At 54.1% G+C, this 19,482-nt stretch carries 17 protein-coding genes; all 17 read left to right on the top strand.

The genetic code is table 11. The features are described from left to right. Positions 1–90 precede the first annotated feature (90 nt). The 17 genes from argC (at position 91) to HMPREF9334_RS02890 (ending at position 19,460) form a co-directional block, all read left to right on the top strand. Positions 91–1,125 (top strand): N-acetyl-gamma-glutamyl-phosphate reductase, encoded by a 1,035-nt coding sequence (argC, locus tag HMPREF9334_RS02970; RefSeq protein ID WP_006692017.1) that lies wholly within the window; start codon positions 91–93, stop codon positions 1,123–1,125. A 31-nt stretch (positions 1,126–1,156) separates the two neighbouring features. Beyond that, positions 1,157–2,368: a bifunctional glutamate N-acetyltransferase/amino-acid acetyltransferase ArgJ gene (gene argJ, locus HMPREF9334_RS02965; protein ID WP_006692016.1), complete on the top strand. Its 1,212-nt coding sequence runs from the start codon at positions 1,157–1,159 to the stop codon at positions 2,366–2,368. Between the two features lie 12 nt (positions 2,369–2,380). Beyond that, entirely contained in the window at positions 2,381–3,265 is an 885-nt protein-coding gene (argB, locus tag HMPREF9334_RS02960; protein ID WP_006692015.1) for an acetylglutamate kinase, read from the top strand. A 12-nt stretch (positions 3,266–3,277) separates the two neighbouring features. Then, positions 3,278–4,495, top strand: coding sequence for an acetylornithine transaminase (locus tag HMPREF9334_RS02955; protein ID WP_006692014.1), 1,218 nt, complete (start codon positions 3,278–3,280; stop codon positions 4,493–4,495). After that, positions 4,495–5,436 carry an ornithine carbamoyltransferase gene (gene argF / locus HMPREF9334_RS02950; RefSeq protein ID WP_006692013.1) on the top strand — a complete coding sequence of 314 codons (942 nt, stop codon included), beginning with the start codon at positions 4,495–4,497 and terminating at the stop codon, positions 5,434–5,436. The genes HMPREF9334_RS02955 and argF overlap by 1 nt, the downstream gene beginning before the upstream one ends. A gap of 28 nt (positions 5,437–5,464) precedes the next feature. Next, positions 5,465–6,676, top strand: coding sequence for an argininosuccinate synthase (locus tag HMPREF9334_RS02945; RefSeq protein WP_006692012.1), 1,212 nt, complete (start codon positions 5,465–5,467; stop codon positions 6,674–6,676). Then, on the top strand, positions 6,676–8,100 hold the full coding sequence (gene argH, locus HMPREF9334_RS02940; protein ID WP_006692011.1) for an argininosuccinate lyase: 1,425 nt from the start codon (positions 6,676–6,678) through the stop codon (positions 8,098–8,100). Before HMPREF9334_RS02945 ends, argH begins: the two co-directional genes overlap by 1 nt. Before the next feature lie 106 nt (positions 8,101–8,206). Further along, the gene (locus HMPREF9334_RS02935; RefSeq protein WP_006692010.1) at positions 8,207–8,710 is read left to right on the top strand and encodes a hypothetical protein; all 504 of its coding nucleotides are present in this window, start codon (positions 8,207–8,209) and stop codon (positions 8,708–8,710) included. Positions 8,711–9,038: 328 nt separating this feature from the next. Continuing rightward, complete coding sequence (locus HMPREF9334_RS02930; RefSeq protein ID WP_039957176.1) at positions 9,039–10,742, top strand: ribonuclease J; 1,704 nt, start codon at positions 9,039–9,041, stop codon at positions 10,740–10,742. Between the two features lie 390 nt (positions 10,743–11,132). Beyond that, a complete protein-coding gene (locus HMPREF9334_RS02925; RefSeq protein ID WP_006692008.1) occupies positions 11,133–11,984 on the top strand; it encodes a transketolase in 852 nt (283 codons plus the stop codon). A 2-nt stretch (positions 11,985–11,986) separates the two neighbouring features. Further along, a complete protein-coding gene (locus tag HMPREF9334_RS02920; protein ID WP_006692007.1) occupies positions 11,987–12,928 on the top strand; it encodes a transketolase family protein in 942 nt (313 codons plus the stop codon). Positions 12,929–13,596: 668 nt separating this feature from the next. After that, complete coding sequence (locus HMPREF9334_RS02915; protein WP_006692006.1) at positions 13,597–14,649, top strand: ABC transporter substrate-binding protein; 1,053 nt, start codon at positions 13,597–13,599, stop codon at positions 14,647–14,649. Between the two features lie 24 nt (positions 14,650–14,673). Next, positions 14,674–16,002, top strand: coding sequence for a 30S ribosomal protein S12 methylthiotransferase RimO (gene rimO / locus HMPREF9334_RS02910; RefSeq protein WP_006692005.1), 1,329 nt, complete (start codon positions 14,674–14,676; stop codon positions 16,000–16,002). After that, entirely contained in the window at positions 16,002–16,493 is a 492-nt protein-coding gene (locus tag HMPREF9334_RS02905; RefSeq protein WP_006692004.1) for a CinA family protein, read from the top strand. The genes rimO and HMPREF9334_RS02905 overlap by 1 nt, the downstream gene beginning before the upstream one ends. Continuing rightward, a complete protein-coding gene (locus HMPREF9334_RS02900; RefSeq protein WP_006692003.1) occupies positions 16,490–17,143 on the top strand; it encodes a hypothetical protein in 654 nt (217 codons plus the stop codon). The genes HMPREF9334_RS02905 and HMPREF9334_RS02900 overlap by 4 nt, the downstream gene beginning before the upstream one ends. A gap of 43 nt (positions 17,144–17,186) precedes the next feature. Next, positions 17,187–18,365 carry a flagellar biosynthesis protein FlhF gene (locus tag HMPREF9334_RS02895; protein WP_006692002.1) on the top strand — a complete coding sequence of 393 codons (1,179 nt, stop codon included), beginning with the start codon at positions 17,187–17,189 and terminating at the stop codon, positions 18,363–18,365. Between the two features lie 30 nt (positions 18,366–18,395). After that, positions 18,396–19,460 carry a tartrate dehydrogenase gene (locus HMPREF9334_RS02890; protein ID WP_006692001.1) on the top strand — a complete coding sequence of 355 codons (1,065 nt, stop codon included), beginning with the start codon at positions 18,396–18,398 and terminating at the stop codon, positions 19,458–19,460. Positions 19,461–19,482 lie beyond the last annotated feature (22 nt).

Below are 19,482 nucleotides of genomic sequence, written 5' to 3'. Positions count from 1 at the left end.
GGCAAATTTTTTTGAAATAATACTTGAAAAAATATACATAAAGAGTGTATAATTATAAAATCTTTTCGGGACTGAAACGGAGGGGATGAAATGAAGGCAAGTATTGTCGGAGCATCCGGATATGCAGGTGAAGAGTTGATTCGTCTGCTGCATGCTCATCCGTTTGTCGAGGTCGCACATCTGACATCGGAGCGACATACGGGAGAGCGTGTATCGAAAATTTATCCACATTTGAAGAATATTTATGAGAATGAACTCGTATCAATGGAAGATGTAAGGCGCATTGCTGAGGACAGTGATGTGCTCTTCATTGCACTCCCGCATGGACACGCAATGAAAATTGTGCAGGAGGTTTCTGCGTGTTCTGTACGCATCATTGATCTCGGAGCGGACTATCGTTTTGCGGATACTGCCATCTATGAGCAGTGGTATCATGTGGCACACACAGATCCGAGCGCAGATCGCGCCTACGGGCTTGCCGAGCTCTATCGTGAGCATGTGCGAACGGCGCGGATCATCGGGAATGCCGGATGCTATACGACAGCAAGCATCCTCGCGCTTGCCCCGCTTGTCAAGGCACATCTGGTGCAGCTCGATTCCATCCTTGTCGATGCGGTGTCCGGTGTATCGGGGGCGGGACGATCTCCGAAGGAGAGCACGCATTATCCGGAGTTCTATGACAGCTTTACGGCGTACGGTGCCGTATCGCATCGCCATACACCGGAAATCGAGCAGGCCCTTGCCGATGTGGGCGGTACTCCCGTCACCATCAACTTTACGCCGCACCTTGCGCCGATCTCGCGCGGCATTCTGGCAACCTGTTACGCGATGCTGTGCGAGGGTGTTACGGCAGAGGACGTCGATGCAGCCTATGAAAAAATGTACGCGGATGAATATTTTATACGACTGCTTGGACGCGGCGCATATCCCGCAACAAAGTATGTGCGTGGTACGAACTACTGTGATATTGCGTGGCACATCGACCCGCGCACGCATCGTGTGATCGTCTTCTCAGCCATCGACAACCTGGTCAAAGGAGCGGCAGGACAGGCGATTCAGAATATGAATATCGCATTTGGTCTGGACGAGCGCATGGGGCTCGATCTCGTGCCTATGTATCCGTAGAGTGGTTTCGTAAGTGAACGGAGGAATATATATGTTTAGCGAAGCAAGTGCAAAGATGGGCGTTACCTATCCGAAGGGATTTCAGGCGGCAGGTGTCAAAGCCGGTATCAAGAAGAGCGGAAATCTTGACGTTGCTGTAATTTATACCGAGAAGAAAGCTGCCGTCGCGGGCACGTTTACGAAGAATGCGGTTGCAGCCGCACCCGTGCACGTCTCGAAGGCGGTTGTCGCAACGCATACGGCGCATGCCATTGTTGCAAATGCGGGATGTGCGAATGCGTGTACGGGCGCACAGGGCGAAACGGATGCTGCCGCCATGCAGAAGATTGCGGCAGATGCGCTCGGCTGCACGTTAGCGGATGTCATTGTCGGATCGACGGGCATCATTGGCCAGCTTCTGCCGATGGACAAGGTGGAGCAGGGGATTCATGCGGCTGTAAAGGCACTCTCTGCGGATGGCAGCGTGGATGCGGGCAATGCAATCATCACGACGGATACCTACTCCAAGGCAGGGGCAACTTCCGTCATGATCGGCGGCAAGGAAGTTCGTTTTGGCATTATTGCAAAGGGCTCGGGGATGATTCGCCCCGATATGGCGACGGTACTCTGCTTCATCACGACAGATGCGGATATTGACGGCGTGCTCCTGCAGGAGGCTCTGTCGGAGGTCATTGAGCACAGTCTCAATATGATCTCGATCGATGGCGATATGAGTACAAACGATATGGCAATCGTCCTTGCCAACGGTGCGGCGGGGAATCCGAAGATTACGGAGAAAAATGCGGACTACGAGACGTTCAAGGAGACTCTGCTCGCACTCTGCCAGGGCATCTCGGAAAAGATTGCGGCGGACGGTGAGGGAGCGACCAAGTTCATCACGGTTCATGTGAAGGGGGCAAAATCGTTTGCCGATGCAAAGACGGTCGGTATGAGTGTCGCGAACAGCCCTCTCGTCAAGACGGCGTTTTTCGGCGAAGATCCGAACTGGGGGCGCGTGATCTGCGCGGTCGGCTATGCGGGGGTGCCGATGAATCCCAATCATACAACGGTGACGTTTGGCGGGATCCCCGTCTATGCGGATGGCACGGGCGTATCATACGATGCGGATACGCTACGAACGGTGATGACGGCGCACGATATTGTTGTCGAGATTGACCTCAAGGATGGCACGGAGGAGGCGAAGGTCTGGACCTGTGACTTCTCCTATGAATATGTGAAGATCAACGGTGAGTATCACACCTGAGGGAGGGATTCGATGTATTCCGATCAGGACAAGGCGGAGATTCTCGTAGACGCGCTCCCGTACATCCAGGAATTTTACGGGACGACCGTCGTTATCAAATACGGCGGAAACGCCATGATCAATGACACACTCAAGGAAAATGTCATGCGCGACGTGGCCCTGATGAAATTTGTCGGCATCCGTCCGATTCTCGTGCATGGAGGAGGACCTGAGATCACAGGGTTCCTCAAGAAGGTTGGAAAGGAGTCCACGTTCGTCTCAGGGCTTCGCGTAACGGATGAGGAAACAGTGGAGATCGCCGAGATGGTGCTCGACGGCAAGCTGAACTCGGAGATTGTGGGGCTGCTCAACCTGCGCGGTGTGCGTGCGGTTGGCCTGAGCGGCAAGGACGCAGGGCTCATCAAGGCGCAGAAGAAGCTCGCCACAGTGTATGAAAACGATACGGCACATCAGGTCGATATCGGCTATGTCGGCGAAGTCACGGAGATTGACACGGGACTCATCACCGATCTTCTCGATCAAGGCTATGTTCCCGTCGTTGCCCCCATCGGCATGGGCGCGCATGGCGAGAGCTACAACATCAATGCAGACTATGTTGCGGCAGAGATTGCGGGTGCACTGCACGCGGAGAAACTGCTGCTCCTTACGGATGTGGAGGGGGTCTACAAGAACTTTGCGGATAAGAGCAGCTTTCTCTCGCAGCTTCGTATGGATGAGGCAAGGGAATACATCCGCAGCGGTATCATTGAGGGCGGCATGATCCCGAAGGTGGAGGCGTGCCTCCGTGCGCTTGAGGCGGGGGCACATAAGGCGCATATCATTGACGGCCGCTTGGCACACTCCATCATCTTGGAGATCTTCACCTCGCGCGGTATTGGAACAATGGTACTTCGGTAGGCAGGAGCGATCATGAAGAACGAACATGAAATTATGGCACGGGATACGGCGAGTTATCTGCCGGTATTTTCCCGTTATCCGATTGTCCTCGACCACGGGGAAGGTTCGTATGTATGGGATGTGAACGGGTGCAAGTATCTCGATGCGCTCGGCGGCATCGCAGTCAATGTGCTCGGGCATAACTATGTGCCGCTCGTAGAGGCGATTGCCAATCAGGCAAAACGGCTCATCCATGTGTCGAACCTCTACTATACCGAGCCGCAGGCAGATGCGGCGGCAAAGTTGTCGAGACTTACGGCGGGCGGCAAGGTGTTCTTCGGAAACTCGGGCGCCGAGGCGAACGAGGGGGCAATCAAGGCAGCGCGCAAATACGGGCATATGATCCATCCCGAGAAGTCGCAGATCATCACGGCTCTGGGCAGCTTTCACGGGCGTACGCTCGCGACCCTGACCGCAACGGGGCAGGAGAAGTTTCACAAAGGCTTCGCGCCGCTGCCGCAGGGGTTTGACTATGTGCCGTTCAACGACATTGCGGCACTCGAAGCACAGATGAGCGAGAATACGGCGGCGGTCATGCTTGAACCGATTCAGGGCGAGGGCGGCGTGCGTACCCCTGCGGACGGATATTTGCAGCAGGTACGGGCACTCTGTGACAAGTATGATGCGCTCCTGATCTTCGACGAGATCCAGACGGGCATGGGGCGCACGGGCAGTTTCTACGCCTATGAGAGCTGCGGTGTCACCCCCGACATTGTGACGCTTGCCAAGGGTCTTGCGGGCGGCGTTCCGATCGGCGCGTTCGTCGTCACGGAGAAGGTCGCGGCGGCATTTCACGCGGGTGATCACGGGTCGACGTTCGGCGGAAATCCGCTGGCGTGCGCGGCGGCAAATGTCGTGCTTGATGCGGTTGCAAATGATCATTTTCTCGCAGGTGTGCGGGACGTGGGCACACATTTCAAACAGGCACTCACGGACTTGCAGCGCAAATATCCCGCACACATCGTGGAGGTGCGTGGCGCAGGGCTGATCCTCGGTATGGAGATGCAGAGGAATGAGGATGCGGCAGCAATTGCCCGACGGATGCTGGAGCAGGGCGTTATCATCAACTGCACGGCAGGGAATGTCCTGCGCTTTATCCCGCCGCTGATCTTTACGAAGAAGGAAGTGGATGAACTCATCCGTGTACTGGATCACTGTATCCTTGACATATGTGACCGAGGGGGATTATGATGAACAAGGGCATGGACTTACTCTCCATTCATGAGCTGAGTGCGGACGATGTGGAGGAGATTCTGACGCTCGCCGCTGATCTCAAGGCAAAGCAGAAGGCGGGGATTCCGCATAAACTGCTTGCGGGAAAGACGCTCGGCATGATTTTTGAGAAATCCTCGACGCGGACGCGCGTGTCGTTCGAAGTTGGGATGTACCAGCTCGGCGGACAGGCACTCTTTCTCAGCAGCCGCGACCTGCAGCTTGGGCGCGGCGAGCCGATCAAGGACACGGCGCGCGTGCTCTCGCGCTATCTCGACGGCATCATGATCCGTACCTATGGGCATGAACGCATTGAGGAGCTGGCTCGCTATGCGGACATTCCCGTCATCAACGCGCTCAGCGACCTCCTGCATCCGTGTCAGGCACTTACCGACCTGCTTACGATTCGTGAGTACAAGGGAAAGAATCTCGCGGGTCTCAAGATGGCGTACGTCGGCGACGGCAACAATATGACGCACTCGCTCATGTATGCAGCGGCAAAGGTCGGCATGAATTTCGCGGCGGCAACTCCCGAGGGCTACGAGCCAAATGCCGAGGTCGTTGCAAATGCAAAGGCAGATGCAGATGCAGCGGCAACGGGAGCAACGATCACAATCACGCACAATCCGATGGAAGCGGTTGCGGGCGCAGATGTCATCGTCACGGACACGTGGGCGAGCATGGGGCAGGAGGCGGAGCACGACACGCGTACGGCGGTGTTCCGTCCCTATCAGGTGAATTGGGAACTCGTTGCCGAGTCAGGCAATGCACGCTGCATCGTGATGCACTGTCTGCCTGCCTATCGGGGAGAGGAGATCACGGAGGATGTCTTTGAGGAGTTTGCCGATGTGATCTTTGATGAGGCGGAGAATCGCCTCCACGTCCAAAAGGCGATCATGGCACTCGTTATGGGTGACTGATTTATATTTCTAAGGAGATGTTTCAAACATGGCAAAGCAGATCAAAAAAGTAGTTCTGGCATATTCCGGCGGTCTTGATACGTCGGTTATCATCCCGTGGCTGAAGGAACACTATGACAACTGCGAGGTCATCGCTGTCTGTGCCGATGTCGGGCAGGGGGAGGAACTCGATCCCGTGCATGACAAGGCACTTGCCTCCGGCGCGTCGAAGGTGCACATTGTCGATCTCACGAAGGAGTTCCTTGAGGAGTATGTTTGGCCGACGCTCAAGGCGGGAGCCGTCTACGAGGGAAAGTATCTGCTCGGTACATCGTTTGCGCGTCCCGTGATCGCAAAGGCACTCGTCGATATCGCAAAGCGTGAGGGTGCGGACGCAATCGCGCACGGCGCGACGGGCAAGGGAAACGATCAGGTACGCTTCGAGCTGACCGTGAAGGCACTCGCACCGAACCTCCAGATCATCGCCCCGTGGCGCGAGTGGGATCTCGATTCCCGTACGGCTGAGATCGCGTATGCAAAGAAGCATGGTATTCCCGTTGCGACGGAGAACAAGACGTACAGCATGGATCGCAACATTTGGCACCTCTCCCATGAGGGCTCTGATCTTGAGGATCCCGCGAACGAGCCGAAGAACTCCATGTTCCTTATCTCCTGCGCACCCGAGGCTGCCCCGGATGCGCCGGAATACGTCTCCATCTCGTTCGAGAAAGGCATTCCCGTTGCTGTCAACGGAGAGAAACTCGGTGCAGTTGAACTGCTGACAAAGCTGAACGAGATCGGAGCACGAAATGGTGTCGGCATCGTCGACATCTGTGAGAACCGTCTCGTCGGCATGAAGTCGCGTGGGGTCTACGAGAACCCGGGCGGCTCCATCCTCTACTATGCGCACCGTGAACTTGAGTACCTCTGCCTCGACCGCGCAACCTATCACTACAAGGAAGGAATGGCGATCCGTTATGGCGAGCTCGTCTACGACGGCATGTGGTTCTGCCAGTTGCGCGAGGCACTTGCTGCGTTCGTGGACAGCACACAGGAGACCGTAACGGGCGAGGTGCGCCTCAAACTCTACAAGGGCAATATCATCTCGGCAGGAGCAACGTCGCCGTATTCGCTCTACAGTCAGGAGTTCGTCACGTTCGAGCATGACGACGTCTACAATCAGGCAGATGCAGGCGGCTTCATCAATCTTTTCGGTCTGCCGCTCAAGGTGCGTGCACTCATGCAGGAGGGGCAGAAGTAATGAGCGAGAAGCTCTGGGGCGGTCGTTTTTCCAAGACAACCGATGAGATGATCAACGAGTTCCAAGCCTCCATTCAGTTCGATCGGCGGATGTACCGCGAGGACATTGCGGGATCGATCGCGCACGCCGAAATGCTGGCGAAAGTGGGCATCCTCTCCGAGGAGGATCGTGCGGCGATTGAGAAGGGGCTGCGTGACATCCTCGCGCAGATCGAGCGCGAAGATTTTGCGTTTAGTGTCGAACTCGAAGACATCCACATGAATATTGAAAAGCGCCTCACGGATGCGATTGGGGAGGCGGGCAGCCGGCTCCATACGGCACGCAGCCGCAACGATCAGGTCGCACTCGATACGCATATGTATGTACGGCACGCAGTTGTGGATGTGCTGGCTCGTATCAGGGAACTTCAACACGCACTTGTCGAATCAGCGACGACGAACAAGGATGTCATCATGCCGGGGTATACGCACTTGCAGCGTGCCCAGCCCATCCTCTTTGCCCATCACCTTATGGCGTACTTTGGGATGCTCATGCGTGATTTTGAGCGGTTTCAAGGGGTATATGCGCGGACGGACATCATGCCGCTCGGCGCAGGCGCTCTTGCAGGAACGACACTGCCGATCGATCGAGCCTTTGTCGCGAAGCGGCTGAACTTCGAGCGCATCTATACGAACAGTCTGGATGCGGTCAGCGACCGTGACTACATTCTCGAATTCCTCTCTGCGGCATCCATACTCATGGTTCATCTCTCACGTCTCTCGGAGGAGATCATCCTCTGGTGCTCGCGCGAATTCTCGTTCGTGGAACTGGATGACGCACACTGCACAGGCTCCTCCATGATGCCGCAGAAGAAGAACCCGGACGTCTCCGAACTCGTGCGCGGAAAAACGGGGCGCGTCGTCGGTCATCTCATGGCGATGCTCACGGCAGTGAAGGGGCTCCCGCTCGCCTACAACAAGGACTTGCAGGAGGACAAGGAGGGGCTGTTTGACACCATTGACACGGTGAAGTTCAGCCTTGCCGTCTACGCACAGCTCATCCGCGGGATGAAGGTGCGTGCGGATGTCATGCGTCATGCCGTCGCGGCGGACTTCTCGAATGCGACCGACCTTGCGGACTATCTTGTGCGTAAGGGAATGCCGTTCCGTCAGGCACACAGCGTCTCGGGACAGGCGGTCGCGCTCTGCATTGAGCGCGGCATCTGGCTCGCAGACCTGCCGCTCGCGGATTATCAAAAACTCTCCGCGCTCTTTGCGGAGGATATTTATGAGGCAATCCGCCCCGAGACTTGCGTCGCATATCGGAACTCTTACGGCGGCACCTCGTACGAGCAGGTGGAAATGCAGCTTGCGGCGGCGCGTGATCTGATGGCGGAGGAGGCACGCATTGTATCTGCATGGGAGCAAAAGCAGGAAATTCTCTGAGAACTTGTCACCAGCGGTTAAAATTTCATTGTATCCTAAATAGAAAATAATATATTTCCCATATTTTCAGTGGATAATACAAATATATCTGAAAGGAGGAATTACGATGAAGAAATATGCGGCTCTGGCTGCGGCGATTGCTCTGTCTGTTTCCTCGGCGGCAATGGCGGCTCCGCTCAATCATCTCGGCACGCATGATACGGCTGTCGGTGTTGGCACGAAGGAAGCGTACATCGAGCATAAGGCAACGGATGAGATCACGGTCGGTGTGGTACGCAATGATCGTGACGAGTACGGCAATCCGAAGGATGCCTATGTGCAGTACAACGTCTTCGACCAGAACATCCGTCTGCTCGGCGGCTATCGCTGGGGCATGAAGCAGGAAAACAGGAACAATGTCTTTGCGGGTCTTGGACTCAGCACACCGACGGTGTTCGGGTTTAATGCGTACGCATCCTACATCGCGGGCAAGGACTTCAACGAGTCCCAAGTAGGGCTGAACAAATCCCTGATAGCAAATTTGGATCTCAATGTGAATTACCACAACTTCAAGCCGGATCACGGAAGTCGTGAAAACGGCATCGGTGTCGGTCTGACGATGCGTTTCTGATTGTTTCTTGGAGCATTTGGCATTCCCTGCATAAGTCGGGGAGTGCCTTTTTTGTGTGATGATAAATTTTATTTGCATTGTCTGCGTTGGAATGGTAAAATAACGGCTAAGTGAATGGATCGGATCATTTTTCTTGCAGTTTTCGGCATTGCTGTGCGGTCGTATTTTTTCACGGCAAGATGAACGGAAACCGCGTTTTCCCATGTGGCGACGATGGAGAAGAGACTTCTTCGGTCGCTGTATTTTCGTGTGGGTGAATTCTGATTTCATGATCGAATGGATGAGCATAATTTGATAAGAGGGACACAATGCAAATGTCCCATATTCTATGGAGGTGTGTTTTTTGTCGTTAAATCGTAATGGCAATCATGGGAAAAATGTGCAGAAAGTACAGGTCATACCGCTGGGCGGTCTGGGCGAGATCGGAAAGAACATGACTGCCATCCGCGTGGATGATGAGATTCTTGTGGTCGACTCCGGGCTCATGTTCCCAGAGGAGGACATGCTCGGCATCGACCTTGTCATTCCGGATATTACTTATCTGATTGAGAACAAGGATAAGGTCAAGGCGATCGTTCTGACGCACGGGCACGAGGATCATATCGGTGCCCTGCCATATGTCATGAAGCAGATTCCTGTACCCGTCTATGGGACGCGTCTGACGCTCGGGATTCTCGAAGGGCGTCTCAAGGAAAACGGCGTTGATTCGAGCAATCTGCACTCTGTGATGGCGGGGGATATCATCAACATCGGCTGCTTCAGTGTCGGCTTTATCCGCGTGAATCACTCGATCCCCGATGCGGTTGGGCTCTCGATCAAGACCCCCGTAGGCATGATCGTCCACACGGGTGACTTCAAGCTCGACTATACGCCGGTCGATGGGCAGATGACGGATTTTCGCCGCTTTTCCGAACTTGGCAACAAGGGCGTTCTGCTCCTCCTCGCCGACAGCACGAATGCGGAGCGTGAGGGCCATACAGCGAGCGAGCGTACAGTCGGGGCGGCGTTTGACAAGGCGTTCCACAACGTACGCGGGCGTATCATCGTTGCGACGTTCTCCTCGAACGTGCACCGCATCCAGCAGGTTATCGACACGGCGGTAAAGTACAAGCGTCGCGTCGCCGTCCTCGGCCGCAGCATGGAGAATGTGGTCGGTATCTCCCTCGAACTCGGTTATCTGAATGCGCCGGAGGGGACCGTTATCGGCATCGACGAGGTCAACAACTTCCGTCCCGAGCAGATCGTCATCGTGACGACGGGCAGTCAGGGCGAGCCGATGTCTGCGCTCTCGCGCATGGCGGCATCGGATCATCGCAAGATCACAATTGTGCCGGGCGATACGGTCATCATCTCGGCAACCCCGATTCCGGGCAATGAGAAGTTGGTCTCAAAGACCGTGGACAATCTGATGAAACTCGGCGCGAATGTTATCTACGGACGCGACAAGGGCATCCATGTCTCGGGGCACGGCAGCCGCGAGGAGCTCAAGCTGATGCACAACCTCGTGCGGCCGAAGTTCTTCATGCCCGTACACGGTGAATACCATCATCTCGTACAGCATGCGAACCTTGCCCGCGAACTCGGCATGCCGAAGGAGAATATCTTCATCAGCGAGAACGGGCAGATCCTTGAGTTCACAAAGGAGAAGGGACAGGTCGTCGGACGTGTGCAGTCCGGAATGGTCATGGTCGACGGTCTCGGTGTCGGCGATGTGGGCAACATTGTTCTGCGCGACCGCCGTCAGCTCTCGCAGGACGGTATTCTCATCATCGTGGTGACGATGGATCGGCAGAACAATCGCGTGGTCTCCGGTCCCGACATCGTCTCGCGCGGATTCGTCTATGTACGCGAGTCCGAGGCGCTGATGGATGAGGCTCGCGCACGTGTTCAGCAGGCGCTCGACCGCTGCGAGGACGAGAACGTGCGCGAATGGTCAGCGATCAAGTCGAATGTACGCGATGCACTCAGCCGTTACCTCTTCGACAAGACCCGCCGCCGCCCGATGATCCTGCCCATTATTATGGAAGTCTGAACGCAGCAAATAGAGAAGAGATGAAAAGGATCCCCAAAAGTTAGAGCTGAAAGCGTAGGAAAGTGATTTCCTGCGCTTTTTCCTATGCAGCACTGTGTTTACGTCAGTATTCTTTAGGTATGGCAGCGATCATGTTCGGTGGAATTGTCTTTGCGATCACCAGCCTCCTATTTCTATTGATGCCTACATCCACATCAGCTCCTGTGCAGACAAATAGAAAAGGGATGCGCCTCCTATGCTAAACTAGAAGTGGCCTGACAACCACAAATGAAGAATAGCATAGGAGGCGCTTGTCAATGAATGACGTAAAATGTGTCTTGCAGGCAATCAGAAAAAAGGGTAGAATGTGTTGAGTATGATGATGTATTGATTGGGGCGAGGAGGAATTTTATGACAGCAGCTGAACAGAAAGAGCTCCGCCTTTTCGCGGTAAAGGTGCGCGAGGGCATTTTGCGCGGCACACACGCCGCAAAGAGCGGACATCCGGGTGGCTCTCTTTCATCGACGGAATATTTTACCTATCTCTACAACAAGGAGATTCGTGTTGATCCGAAGAATCCGCACGATCCGAACCGTGACCGCTTTGTCCTCTCCAAGGGGCATGTGGCACCCGGTCTCTATGCGACACTTGCCAACTGCGGCTTCTTTCCTGTGGACGAACTTTTGACGCTGCGTCATATCGACGCACGTCTGCAGGGGCATCCGAATATGAACCTCACGCCGGGGGTGGATATGTCCACGGGCTCGCTCGGGCAGGGGATTTCGACAGCGGCAGGGATGGCAAAGGGCGCAAAGTATCTCGGGAAGGATATCAACGTCTATACGCTGCTTGGAGACGGCGAGCTTGCCGAGGGGCAGGTGTGGGAGGCGACGATGTTCGCCGCACACTACAAGCTCGACAATCTCTGCATTGCGGTGGACGTGAATGGACTTCAGATCGACGGTGCGACGGCAGATGTCATGAACACCGCACCAATCGATGCGAAGTTTGCGGCGTTCGGATGTGACGTTCTCTGGATTGACGGTCATGATTTCAACGCACTCGAAGACGCATTCAAGACCTTCCATTCAAATAAGGGCACGGGGAAACCTACAGTTATCTTGATGAAGACGGTGAAGGGGAAGGATATCTCCTTTATGGAGAACAATGCCGGCTGGCATGGCAAGGCACCCAATGATGACGAACTCGCACAGGGGCTTTCGGAGCTTGCCGCGATTCGTAAGTCGATTGAGGAGGCATGAGCATGGCAGATGTAAAGAAAATTGCAACGCGTGACAGCTACGGAAACGCACTGGTAGAACTTGGTAAAATGCACGAGAATATTGTTGTGCTGGATGCTGATCTCGCAGGTGCGACGAAAAGCGGAACCTTCAAGAAGGCGTTCCCCGACCGTCACTTCAACTGCGGCATTGCGGAGTGCAACATGGTCGGTGTCGGTGCAGGGCTCTCGACGATGGGGCTTGTTCCGTTTGTTTCTACCTTTGCCATGTTTGCGGCTGGACGTGCCTATGAGCAGGTGCGCAATACGATCGGCTATCCACATCTGAACGTCAAGATCTGTGCGACCCATGGTGGTATCTCCGTCGGTGAAGATGGTGCATCACATCAGTGCTGCGAGGACTTCGGTCTCATGCGTACGATCCCGGGCATGACGGTCATGTGCCCCTCGGATGATGTTGAGGCGCGCAAGATGGTGCACGCCGCATACGAAATGGATGGCCCCGTATATATCCGCTTTGGACGTGCGGCAACACCGGTCTATCATGATGAGACCTTCTCGTTTACCGTTGGAAAGGGCGAAGTCCTGCAGGATGGGGCGGATGTCGCCATCATCGCTACAGGGATTCTTGTCCCGGAGGCAATCGAGGCGGGAAAACGTCTTGCTGCTGAGGGAATCAAAGCGCGTATCATCAATATGGCGACGATCAAGCCACTCGATGAGGAGCTTGTGATCCGTGCTGCGAAGGAATGTGGCAGAATTGTGACCGTCGAGGAGCACAATATTCTCGGCGGGCTCGGTGAGGCGGTTGCAGGCGTTGTTGCGGAGCATGCACCTGTTCCCGTTCACCGCATCGGTGTACGGGACGAGTTCGGTCACTCCGGACCTGCAGCGGCACTGCTTAAGCAGTTCGGGCTTACCGCAGACGAGATCGTAGCACAGACGAAGACGATTGTCGGCAAATAAAGAGATACAGAAAGATGCCTTTGTTTTGACCTGACCCCCAAAAGTTAGACCTGAAAGCGTAGGAAAGCAAATTCCTGCGCTTTTTGTTATGCGGCAAGATATTTGCCCCTCGGGTGCCTGTCATGTGTGCAGCATGGCTGGCGATTTTTATTTTATGAGAATGCTGCCATGCGTTCGCGTTCCTCTGACTGCAGCTCGGCGGCAAAGGCGGCGAATCCGTTCAAGTCTCCTGTGTTGAGGTAGTTGATATACTCCTTGCGCCGCTCGACGGGGATAACAATAGCATTATATGCAATAACGCAACAAGAAAAGCGGTGGGCATCACAAAAGTTGCGTTTATGTGTTGATATGAAAAACAGAGAAATGTATATCAGGATGAGACGGAAGTGAGTGTGCGTGTGGGGGGAACTTTTCTATCAGAAAGCAGGAATTGAAAAGTTTATGTAGAAAATCGTTATTATATTGAAGAAAGAAGGGCGTTCGAAGAAAGCATATTATTTTTTAGGAGGAAATTGAATGGCATAGAAGTCCTTCTACTTCGAGTGGGAAGTTTTTTACAGAGGTTCTTTCGTACACTCGTTTATGCTATGTGGTGATGAAATTACTTGTATCAACCGCCGACTTTGTTTATAATGTAAGAAGTCTAGTGGTATAAAAGAGGATTATTTATGAAGCGGTATACGCTGTTCATTGTAGTGACAGCTCTTCTCGTGAGCATAATCGTCGCAGGTTCCGCCTATCTCGCATCATCCGGTTCGCGCAGTGTGCAGCGCCACCCCATGCAGGAAGTTGTTGCATACACCTCGCTCCCCGCGGAGGTCGCTGCGGTACTCTCCGAGGAATACGAAAAAGAATACAATATCCGTGTCAGCTTTGTTCAGTTGTCGTCCGAGCAACTTCTCCGCCGTTTGCATGAGCAGGCAGCGGAGGAGAGTGACGGAAAGGCCGCTCTTGTTCTGACGGATCGAGAGACGTTGGATCGTGCCGCTGCCTCGGGTTATCTCGTTCCCTATATTTCGGAGAAGAGCGATCAGGTTTCCGATGTGTTTCGCCATCCGAATCGCTACTGGACGGGAGTATGGTATGATCCCGTTGTTTTTGTTGTAAATCAGGACTATCTGCGCACACATCTCGATTTGCCGAATTCGTGGCAGCAGCTTGCACAGCAGCGTGACATTCGTATCGGAACAACGGATTTTATGGCGGCGGACGCTTCGTCGAATTTACTTTACAGCATGATCGCCGAGTATGGCGATCAACGTGCCTTTGAGATCTGGCGCAAAATACAGCCGAATATCATGCAGTACTCAAAATATCTACATACGCCGGTACGACAGGCGGGGATGGGCGAGGTGGACCTCTCGGTGGCTGTTCTGAGTGAGACGCTGCGCTACATCCATGACGAATATCCGATCCGTATCCTTTATCCCGTGGACGGCACATCAGCCGTTATCTACGGGACGGGACTGGTTTTCCGTGTATCGGATCATGACGCCCACATGGCGGAGGAGTTCTCGGATTGGCTTCTGACCGATGAGGCACAGCTGGCACTTGCACAGCATCGGTTTTATTTCCTGACGACGAATCCGATGACTCTTTCCTATCAGATGTTTGCAGGGAAGAATATCAATATTTTTAGGAGCAGACCGTACTTCAGCAAGGAGGAAAAGGAGATCCTCATGGATCGCTGGATCAAGGAAGTGCGGTTCAACGAAGAATAACGAAAGCCGGAGGAGAGTTTATCAGTGAAAGCGGGTTTTATCAGTCTCGGTTGTGCAAAGAACCTCGTTGATACGGAGGTCATGCTCGGCATTATGCGGGAGCATGGCATTGAGATCACCAATGAGCCTGCGGAGGCGGATATCCTGATTGTCAACACCTGCGCATTCATCCAGTCCGCGAAGGAAGAGTCCATTACAACGGTTCTTGGCATGGCGGATTACAAGGAAACGGGACGCTGCCGCAGTCTCATTGTGGCGGGCTGCCTCGGTCAGCGTTATGGGCAGCAGCTCCTTGATGAGATTCCCGAGGCGAATGCTATTATCGGTACAGGAGCATGGAGCCGTATCATGGAGGTCATTCAAGAGACACTGAAAGGACGGCGCCTCTTGATTGCGGGCAAGGATGAGACCATCTATGATGCCAAGACCCCACGTCTGCGCACGACCCCGAACTATACTGCATATATCAAGATTGCAGAGGGATGTGATCATCGCTGTGCGTTCTGTGCCATTCCTCTGATTCGCGGCAGCTTCCGCAGCCGCCCCATGGAGGATATTGTAACCGAGGCAGGTGAACTGGCAGAGAGCGGTGTACGCGAGATCGTTCTGATAGCACAGGACAGTGCGAACTATGGGGTGGATTGCTATAAGAAGCCGATGCTTCCCGCGCTTCTGCGGGAACTGGCGAAGATTGAAAAGCTTGCATGGATTCGCGTTCTCTACAGCTATCCAAAATACTTTACAGATGAGCTTATCGATGTATTTGCAACCGAGCCAAAGGTTGTGAAATATGTCGACCTCCCGCTTCAGCATGCACACAATGCGGTTCTGCGTTCGATGAATCGTCCCGATACGCGCGAAAGTGTGGAAAAGCTGATTCAAAAGCTGCGCAATCGTATTCCGGGGGTGACCATCCGTTCAACCTTCATTGTCGGCTTTCCCGGGGAGACGGACACACACTATCAGACGCTTCGTTCCTTTGTGGAGAAGCAGCGTTTTGACAAGGTGGGAATCTTTACCTACTCCGAGGAGGAGGATACACCTGCAGCTGCAATGGCACAGAAGGTCTCCGAAGAGGTCATGCAGGAGCGTTATCATGATTTGATGAGCCTTCAGAGCAAGATCTCTGAGGAGATCAATATCGGACTGGAAGGGCATGAAACGGATGTCTTGATCGAGGGACGGGATGCGGAGCAGCAGGCGATTTCGGTCGGACGTTCTTATCGGGAAGCACCTGAGGTGGACGGTCAGATTTATATCGAGGGGGATACGGAGAGCCGCGTCGGCGATATTGTCCGCGTCCGTCTTTTGCAGGGATTTACTTATGATATTGTGGGTGAGAGGGTGCATTGATGACCTCTGAACTTGAGACACAGTCATCGGAGACAGGGCAGATACTCCGCACGGCAGGTCTTACGATTGCCTGTGCGGAGTCCTGTACGGGAGGGCTCCTGACGAGTACCCTTACGGATGTGTCGGGCAGCTCTTCATACGTTATGGGCAGCGTCGTCTCCTATTCCAATGATGTGAAGGCGCGTATTTTGCATGTTCCGGTGGAGACACTTTCTGTTTATGGTGCTGTTTCCGAGCAGACGGCACGGGCGATGGCAGAGGGGGTACGAGCCCTCATGCAGACGGATCTCGGTGTCGGCATTACGGGAATTGCGGGACCTGACGGCGGATCTGCGGAAAAGCCGGTTGGGCTTGTCTATATTGCAGTTTCCAATCAGGCCAAGACAGTCGTTCAAAAGAATTATTTTCACGGGACAAGGCTTGAGAATAAGCAGTCGGCTGTAGATAAAGCCCTTGCTATGATACGGGATATGCTAAGGAGTTCCTTATGATGAAGAGATATCGAAAAATAGCCGCGTTGATTGCCACGGTCGCATTTTTGACGGAGCCATCATACGTATTGGCGGAGGAGGGCGCACAGGCAGTACAGGAATCTGCCGCGGCGAATGCTGTGACACCTAAGCTTCTCTACACCTATAAAAGCACGGCGTACAAATACCAGATCATGTGTCCACAGAAGCCTGTTGGTATTATTCCTGCAAGTGCTCTCTTTGAGAATCGAGAGGGCGAGATCCTGATCTTTGATAATGAGGAGTATCATATCAAATATGCATGGGTCGTCCTAGTGAATGCGTTCCCCGAGAATACTCTGCCGAATCTCAATACGATCGACCCGGAGGAAGCGGTAACACTGCTGCAGAAGATCATGGGCAGTAACGCCTATGAGGGGATTATGCTTGTGAATGTGACCGAGGCCAACAAGGCAATCTTTGCGATGACTGCAAAGGAGATCGAGATCGATGAGGACGGCGATGGAACGCCGGATGCGACGGCAACGGCTGACAATCAGATGGCGGTGCTCTTCTTCCGCGGGGAAAACGGCGAACGCTACGGACTGGAGCTCATCGACAACCCCACACTGCGCCCTGCTTCTGTCGCTACCTTTTTGGCGGGAGCGGCTACGCTGCACGCACGGGCATGAGCAGTTGTTTTCATAACACGGGAGAGTTGGAGGAGAAATATCAATGAAGATGTCGTCAAAGAAAACAATGCTGACTGCAGCTGTACTTGTGACACTTTCCTCAAGTACTGCGTTTGCAGCGACGCCGGGAACGGTGGATTCTCAGGATCTGTTCCATGCAAATCGACTGGTTACAGACCCTGGAAAACATCCAGCACTGGAGGAAAACAGCGCGCCTGACCATTATGAGGCATCAATCTCTACGCAGAAAAAGGGAAGTGCGCCACAACCTGCAGCAGCCCCCGTGAAGGCGTTACAGCCGGCACGCCTCCGTTGGGAGAGCGTTGATGCGCGAATTGCCGCGCGCAATAACGATCCATCATTTACACTTGCTGCACAAAAGGCAAAGCCTGTCATCATCACAGCGGAGGATATTCGACGTGAAGAGAAGCAGGCGGCAAAAGAAGGTCGCCCTGTACAGGAGTTGGTCGGGGATGTGAATATGAATCGTCCCGCACCGCCGCCAAGACCAAAGACTACGGCTGTTCCAACGGAAGAGTATTCCTCTATGCGTGGAACTGAGATGAATGCGGTCAGTAAGGACGTGACTCATCCGGTTTCGGATGTGCATACGATGCGGCAGACTACTCCTATGCAGGAGAGCCACGTCCAACAACATTCTGCGGAGCAGATGCAGGCCGGTTCCGCAGAAGTCGCCGCAGTGGGGTCTGCTGCGGCGTCTGGGCAGGAGCAGCGGCCAACACGCGCACGCTACCCTCAGCTTCCGCACGAACAGTTCTCGTTGACACCTCCTGCCGAAAACGGTGCACCACCCAAACAGCCGGATCGTTTTGGGGCGCTCGGGAGTACAGTGGAGCAGCATCCCGTTGCCGCTCCCGTCAAAGATGTGACACCATCTGTTGAACATTCTGTACGTCCTGCCGGTGTTCCGGATCTTGCTCCTCGTCAGGTTATACGGGACAATGGGGAGGATCTTGCCGGTGTTTCGGATGAGGTGCGCCGTCATATCCTCGCAGGACAGCTTGCGATGGAGGTTCAGCTGCAGCACGACCCAAGTGTCGCGGGAATGCGTGCGATTACGAAGGTGCTTCGCGAGAATACGACGTTGACACGGCTTCAGAAGATTGACTTCCTCATCGGATTTGGGCGTGCGCTTCATCAGAGTGATCTTCCGCGTCAACAGGAGGCACTTCTCATCAAGACCATCGCAGAGGCGTTCTGATCACTGCGCACAGGATATGGGGGAAGAACAATGAAATATTTTAATATTGCTGTGATCGCAGGAGATGGCATCGGTCCCGAGGTTATTGCCGAGGGGAAAAAAGTATTTGACGGTATTGCAAAGATGGACGGCGGTTTTTCGGTCTCCTTCGAGGATTTTCCGTGGGGCTGTGAATACTACCTGAAAACGGGCGAAATGATGCCGGCGGATGGGCTGGATACACTGCAGAACTTTGACGCTGTCTATCTCGGTGCAGTCGGATATCCCGGTGTTCCCGATCATGTTTCTCTTGGCGGTCTGCTGCTGCAAATTCGCCGAGGGTTCGATGAGTATATCAATCTGCGTCCCGTGCGTCTCCTAAAGGGCGCTCCGTGCCCTCTCGCAGATGTATCAACGGACGATATCAATATGATTGTCGTGCGTGAGAACAGTGAGGGTGAGTATGCGAATGTCGGTGCGCATCTCTATGCGGGATCAGAGCGCGAGATGGCACTCCAGACAGGTGTTTTTTCGCGGCATGGCTGTGAACGCGTCATTCGCTATGCCTATGAGCTTGCGCGGAGGGAGAAACGCTCACTCACGTCGATTTCCAAAGGAAATGCTCTGCGCTACTCCATGGTATTTTGGGATGAGATCTTTGCGGAGATTGGTAGGGAGTACCCGGATGTGGAGACCCACAGCCTCCTCGTCGATGCGGCAAGTATGTTCTTTGTCAAAGACCCGAAGCGTTTCGAAATTGTTGTGACGAGTAATCTGTTCGGCGATATTTTGACCGACCTTGGTGCGGCGATTGCGGGGGGCATGGGGCTTGCCGCAGGTGCGAACCTCAATCCTGAGCGAACGTATCCATCGATGTTTGAGCCGATTCATGGAAGTGCCCCTGATATTGCGGGACAGGGGGTTGCCAATCCACTTGCTTCAATCTGGTCGATCAGCCAAATGCTCGACTTCCTCGGAGAACAGGAATGGGCAGACTGTGTGCTTTCGGCGATTGAAACCTTGCTCGTGGAACGCAGAACATTGACGCCTGATCTTGGCGGGAGTGCTAAGACATCGGAAATCGGCGCAGCAATTCTTGAGATTCTGGAACGCTGAATCAACAAGCACGGCAAATAGA

The sequence above is a fragment of the Centipeda infelix ATCC 43532 genome (assembly GCF_000234095.1).
GTDB lineage: Bacteria > Bacillota > Negativicutes > Selenomonadales > Selenomonadaceae > Centipeda > Centipeda infelix.
This window is presented reverse-complemented; position numbering and strand designations above follow the sequence as displayed.

Bases quoted from the DNA above. Each gene is read 5' to 3' on its own strand.
- argC (WP_006692017.1), top strand. From the start codon at position 91: ATGAAGGCAAGTATTGTCGGAGCATCCGGATATGCAGGTGAAGAGTTG.
- argJ (WP_006692016.1), top strand. From the start codon at position 1,157: ATGTTTAGCGAAGCAAGTGCAAAGATGGGCGTTACCTATCCGAAGGGA.
- argB (WP_006692015.1), top strand. From the start codon at position 2,381: ATGTATTCCGATCAGGACAAGGCGGAGATTCTCGTAGACGCGCTCCCG.
- HMPREF9334_RS02955 (WP_006692014.1), top strand. From the start codon at position 3,278: ATGAAGAACGAACATGAAATTATGGCACGGGATACGGCGAGTTATCTG.
- argF (WP_006692013.1), top strand. From the start codon at position 4,495: ATGAACAAGGGCATGGACTTACTCTCCATTCATGAGCTGAGTGCGGAC.
- HMPREF9334_RS02945 (WP_006692012.1), top strand. From the start codon at position 5,465: ATGGCAAAGCAGATCAAAAAAGTAGTTCTGGCATATTCCGGCGGTCTT.
- argH (WP_006692011.1), top strand. From the start codon at position 6,676: ATGAGCGAGAAGCTCTGGGGCGGTCGTTTTTCCAAGACAACCGATGAG.
- HMPREF9334_RS02935 (WP_006692010.1), top strand. From the start codon at position 8,207: ATGAAGAAATATGCGGCTCTGGCTGCGGCGATTGCTCTGTCTGTTTCC.
- HMPREF9334_RS02930 (WP_039957176.1), top strand. From the start codon at position 9,039: ATGGAGGTGTGTTTTTTGTCGTTAAATCGTAATGGCAATCATGGGAAA.
- HMPREF9334_RS02925 (WP_006692008.1), top strand. From the start codon at position 11,133: ATGACAGCAGCTGAACAGAAAGAGCTCCGCCTTTTCGCGGTAAAGGTG.
- HMPREF9334_RS02920 (WP_006692007.1), top strand. From the start codon at position 11,987: ATGGCAGATGTAAAGAAAATTGCAACGCGTGACAGCTACGGAAACGCA.
- HMPREF9334_RS02915 (WP_006692006.1), top strand. From the start codon at position 13,597: ATGAAGCGGTATACGCTGTTCATTGTAGTGACAGCTCTTCTCGTGAGC.
- HMPREF9334_RS02905 (WP_006692004.1), top strand. From the start codon at position 16,002: ATGACCTCTGAACTTGAGACACAGTCATCGGAGACAGGGCAGATACTC.
- HMPREF9334_RS02900 (WP_006692003.1), top strand. From the start codon at position 16,490: ATGATGAAGAGATATCGAAAAATAGCCGCGTTGATTGCCACGGTCGCA.
- HMPREF9334_RS02895 (WP_006692002.1), top strand. From the start codon at position 17,187: ATGAAGATGTCGTCAAAGAAAACAATGCTGACTGCAGCTGTACTTGTG.
- HMPREF9334_RS02890 (WP_006692001.1), top strand. From the start codon at position 18,396: ATGAAATATTTTAATATTGCTGTGATCGCAGGAGATGGCATCGGTCCC.